This is a genomic window from Escherichia sp. AM3 (assembly GCF_032029835.1).
GTDB classification, from domain to species: Bacteria; Pseudomonadota; Gammaproteobacteria; order Enterobacterales; family Enterobacteriaceae; genus Escherichia; species Escherichia coli.
Genome location: NZ_JAVUPQ010000888.1, coordinates 1 through 284, shown reverse-complemented (window position 1 = coordinate 284; position 284 = coordinate 1). Strand labels below are relative to the sequence as shown.

Sequence of the window (284 nt, the reverse complement as noted above, 5' to 3'; positions counted from 1 at the left end):
ATCAGGGGCTGGAAACCGCGCCAGAAAACTGGCAGCACGCACAAAATCGCCTGGCTGACTGGCTGCAAACTCTGCCACCCCAGACAGGGATTATCGCCGTGACGGACGCCCGCGCCCGCCACGTATTACAGGTGTGTGAACATTTGCATATTCCGGTGCCTGAAAAGCTGTGCGTGATTGGTATTGATAACGAAGAGCTTACGCGCTATCTGTCGCGCGTGGCGCTCTCATCCGTGGCTCAGGGTACCCGTCAGATGGGCTATCAGGCCGCAAAGCTGCTGCAC

1 protein-coding gene is annotated in these 284 nt (G+C 58.1%); it reads left to right on the top strand.

Translation table 11 applies throughout. The features are described from left to right. Window positions 1-284, top strand: a 284-nt coding sequence (locus tag RTW80_RS28900) for a substrate-binding domain-containing protein (protein ID WP_312721538.1), incomplete at both ends; no start/stop codon positions are given.